4 protein-coding genes and 1 pseudogene are annotated in these 2,234 nt (G+C 71.2%); all 5 read left to right on the top strand.

Annotation, left to right across the window (positions count from 1 at the left end; all coding sequences use genetic code 11):
• Positions 1–870 (top strand): hypothetical protein (locus tag V7Q31_RS18905; RefSeq protein ID WP_333835382.1); only part of this gene is annotated, 870 nt, incomplete at its 5' end.
• Positions 870–1,286, top strand: a complete 417-nt coding sequence (locus V7Q31_RS18900) for a hypothetical protein (protein WP_333835381.1) — start codon at positions 870–872, stop codon at positions 1,284–1,286. The genes V7Q31_RS18905 and V7Q31_RS18900, both read left to right, overlap by 1 nt.
• 82 nt (positions 1,287–1,368) lie before the next feature.
• Positions 1,369–1,608, top strand: coding sequence for a type II toxin-antitoxin system prevent-host-death family antitoxin (locus V7Q31_RS18895; protein WP_333835380.1), 240 nt, complete (start codon positions 1,369–1,371; stop codon positions 1,606–1,608).
• Positions 1,605–2,027, top strand: coding sequence for a type II toxin-antitoxin system VapC family toxin (locus V7Q31_RS18890; RefSeq protein ID WP_333835379.1), 423 nt, complete (start codon positions 1,605–1,607; stop codon positions 2,025–2,027). Before V7Q31_RS18895 ends, V7Q31_RS18890 begins: the two co-directional genes overlap by 4 nt.
• Before the next feature lie 59 nt (positions 2,028–2,086).
• A pseudogene (locus V7Q31_RS19265) lies at positions 2,087–2,234 on the top strand (hypothetical protein); the annotation flags it as partial.

Raw genomic sequence — 2,234 nt, 5'->3', positions numbered from 1 at the left:
CGTTCGATGCGGCCGACCTCCCGCAACGCGAGGGCGAGGCCGTTCTGGCGAGGATTCCATGCCGGCTACTTCCCCGACACCGCCGACGGGGCCGCGCGCGCCCGCGTCGCCGCGGCCCTCGCCGTCCTGCACGAGGAGCGGGAATACCGCGCCTTCGCCGATCTCGTGCGGCCGCTGGGGTTCTTCGTGCCGGAGGTCGATGGCGCGAGCGCCCATGCCGGGGTGGGCGGCGGCGCGGGCGCCCGGCTCGGCGTCGATCTCGGCGGCGCTGCGGCGCAGGCCGGTGGCTTCGACGCGGGCGCCGCTACGCCCCCCGTCGACCCGGCGGCGCGGCACGCCGAGCGCGCGGGCGCGCTCAGGGCCGAGCTCGACCAGCGCGTCGCGCCCGTCGTCCAGCGCGACCTCGAGGACGCGCGCGAGCGGGCCGAGAGGAGCGCCGAGAACCCGACCACGCTGCAGCGGTTCGCGGAGGCGCCGTCGTTCATCATCCGCAGCTTGGCGCCTTTTAGCGACTGGATCGGCATCACGAACCGCCAAGAGGAGTGGTTCCAGCAGAACGTCGAGGCCGGCGAGCAACGCGGCCTGACCCGTGCTCAGGCCGTGTACTTCGCGCACCTGCGATCCAAGCCAGGCTCCGACGACATGGGCGTGCTGGCGACCGAAATGCGGCTTCGTCAGCAGGTGCTTTCGGAGTATGCTGACGTACCTGACGCTGGCCGCCAGGTGATCGCCCAGCTGCGCGAAGCATCCGAGGCGACCGAGACGCATCGCGAGCGCCTCCTGGGGCTCGTGGGATCGACCAACCAGCGCCTGCAGCTCGGGGCCGATCCTGAAGACCTGGACCTCTATGGACGAGCCGCGAGGCAGTGATGCTGACTGGTTTCTGGGCAGACGCTTTTCTAGTCGCGGCGACCATTGCAATCATTGGGAGCGCGATCGCCGCGCCGTTCTTCCTGCTCTGGGTCGTGCAGCGAGGCTGGCGCGAAAAGTGCGACTGTGGCGCTCGGGTGGACCACTTCAGCGCGGGCTTCGTCGGCCTGTCGGGGCGCTCCATCGTCTACCGCCAAGACTGCCCGAAATGTCACGGGACAGGTCGTGTCGATCCGAAGTCGCCTTTCGCCGAGAAGCCTTCGCCCGTTCGCGGTCTGCCGATGACAGCGGCGATGCTGGCCGCCGCGGCGGCCGCCAAGGGGCCGGCGCAGCCGGGTTCCGATTTCGACGAGGCGTGGGACGAAGCGCGGCGGCGCGAGGACGAGATGGTGCATCATCCCATTGGCGGGGCCTGAACGCCCGCGGACGCTATGCCGCCTTGGCGGGATGGCTGAGGCCCTTTATGTCTAGCGTGTCTAGATTGAATGGGGCACGCGCATGACATGGCCTGTCGCGGAAGCGAAGAACCGGCTGAGCGAGGTGATGCGCCGCGCGCTCACCGAGGGGCCGCAGCGCATCGCCCGGCGCGACGGCGCCGTGATCGTCATCGCCGAGGCCGAATACCGCCGCCTGACCGGGGAGAAGCCGAGCCTCGCGCAGTATCTCATGCAGGGCCCGTCCCTCGACGGAGTCGAGCTGACCCGCGACCAGAGCCCGATCCGGCCGGTCGATCTGTGAGGGTCCTGCTCGACACCTGCGTGGTCTCGGAACTCCGCAGGACCGGCGGCGAACCGCGCGTCGCCGCAGCAGTCGGCGCGCTGGGGACGGACGACGTCCATCTGAGCGTGGTCACCCTGGGCGAGCTCACCTGCGGCGTCGCCCGGCTCGCGGACGGCGCGCGCAAGTCGGCGCTGGAGGTCTGGCTCGCGGGGCTCGAGCGCGACTACGCCGATCGCGTCCTCGCCGTCGACGCCGAGACCGCCCGGCTCTGGGGTCTCATGACGGCGAGGGCGCAGGCCGCAGGGCGGACCGTCGCCGCCGCGGACGGGCTGATCGCCGCGAGCGCCCGGCGCCACGGGCTCACCGTGATGACGCGCAACGTCCGGGATTTCGAACCGACCGGGGTCGATATCGTGAATCCCTGGGAGGGGTCGTGACCGATCCCGCGGCGACGGATGGCGTGATCTTCGCCGTGCCGGCATAGGCGCTTGAGCCGCTCGGAGCGCACCGGCTCGCGCTGCTTGTCTCCGAGCTGGCGGAGATCGACGAGCGGATCGCGCGGCGCGCCCGCATCGAGATCGCCGAAATATCCGGACCGGCGGCGGTGGCCGAGGCTGTCACGGCCCAGATGGAGCGGCTGGCGC

This window comes from Rubrimonas sp., assembly GCF_036788415.1.
Classification (GTDB): Bacteria; Pseudomonadota; Alphaproteobacteria; order Rhodobacterales; family Rhodobacteraceae; genus Rubrimonas.
Note: the sequence above shows the minus strand (reverse complement) of the source record. Positions and strands in the feature narration are given on the sequence as shown.

Excerpts from the sequence above, each read along its gene's own strand:
- V7Q31_RS18900 (WP_333835381.1), top strand. The coding sequence starts at position 870 with ATGCTGACTGGTTTCTGGGCAGACGCTTTTCTAGTCGCGGCGACCATT.
- V7Q31_RS18895 (WP_333835380.1), top strand. The coding sequence starts at position 1,369 with ATGACATGGCCTGTCGCGGAAGCGAAGAACCGGCTGAGCGAGGTGATG.